Source organism: Cellulomonas citrea, from assembly GCF_009829685.1.
Classification (GTDB): Bacteria; Actinomycetota; Actinomycetes; order Actinomycetales; family Cellulomonadaceae; genus Cellulomonas; species Cellulomonas citrea.
The window spans coordinates 1-556 of the sequence record NZ_VWSD01000372.1 but is presented as its reverse complement, the minus strand read 5'-3'; the positions used below and the strand labels follow the sequence as shown (position 1 = coordinate 556).

At 78.8% G+C, this 556-nt stretch carries 1 pseudogene; it reads right to left on the bottom strand.

The annotated features are described in order from the left end of the window. A pseudogene (locus F2B26_RS16810) lies at window positions 1–556 on the bottom strand (AAA family ATPase); the annotation flags it as partial.

The following is a 556-nucleotide window of genomic DNA, read 5'->3' as shown; positions in this document are numbered from 1 at the left end:
GACCTGACGGCCGGCGCAGTCGGCCCGCGCGGCGCCGTGCTCGGCGACCGCCTCGGCGAGGTCGGCGGCCGCCTGTGCCTCGGCCTGCACCGCGGTGTGCCGGGCGGCGACGCTCGGGTACTCGCCGCGGGCGGCCGTCACCTCCGCCTCCTCGAGGGCGAGGCGCTTCCGCAGCGCGTCGAGGGTGGCCTGCGCACCGCTGCGCTCCGCATCGACCTGCGCGCGCAGCTGCTCACGGTCCCGGGTGGCGGCGTCGAAGCCGTCGAGCTCGGTGGCCAGGGCCTCGACCCGGGCGGTCGCGGTGCGGCACACCTGCACCTGCGTACGAGCCGCGTCGAGCAGCGCCGTCGCGGATGGCTCGTCGTGGCCCTCGGCGCGTTCCCGCAGGGTGCCGACCCGCTCGGCGAGCCGTTCGACGGTCGCGGCCGCGGTGGCCAGCCGGTGCTCGGCTGCCTGGCGTTCCTCTTCGGCCGCCTGGACCGCGACGGCGTCGACGTGGTCGGCGGCCAGTGCGGCCGGTGCCGGGTGCTCGACGGCGCCGCACACCGGGCAGGGC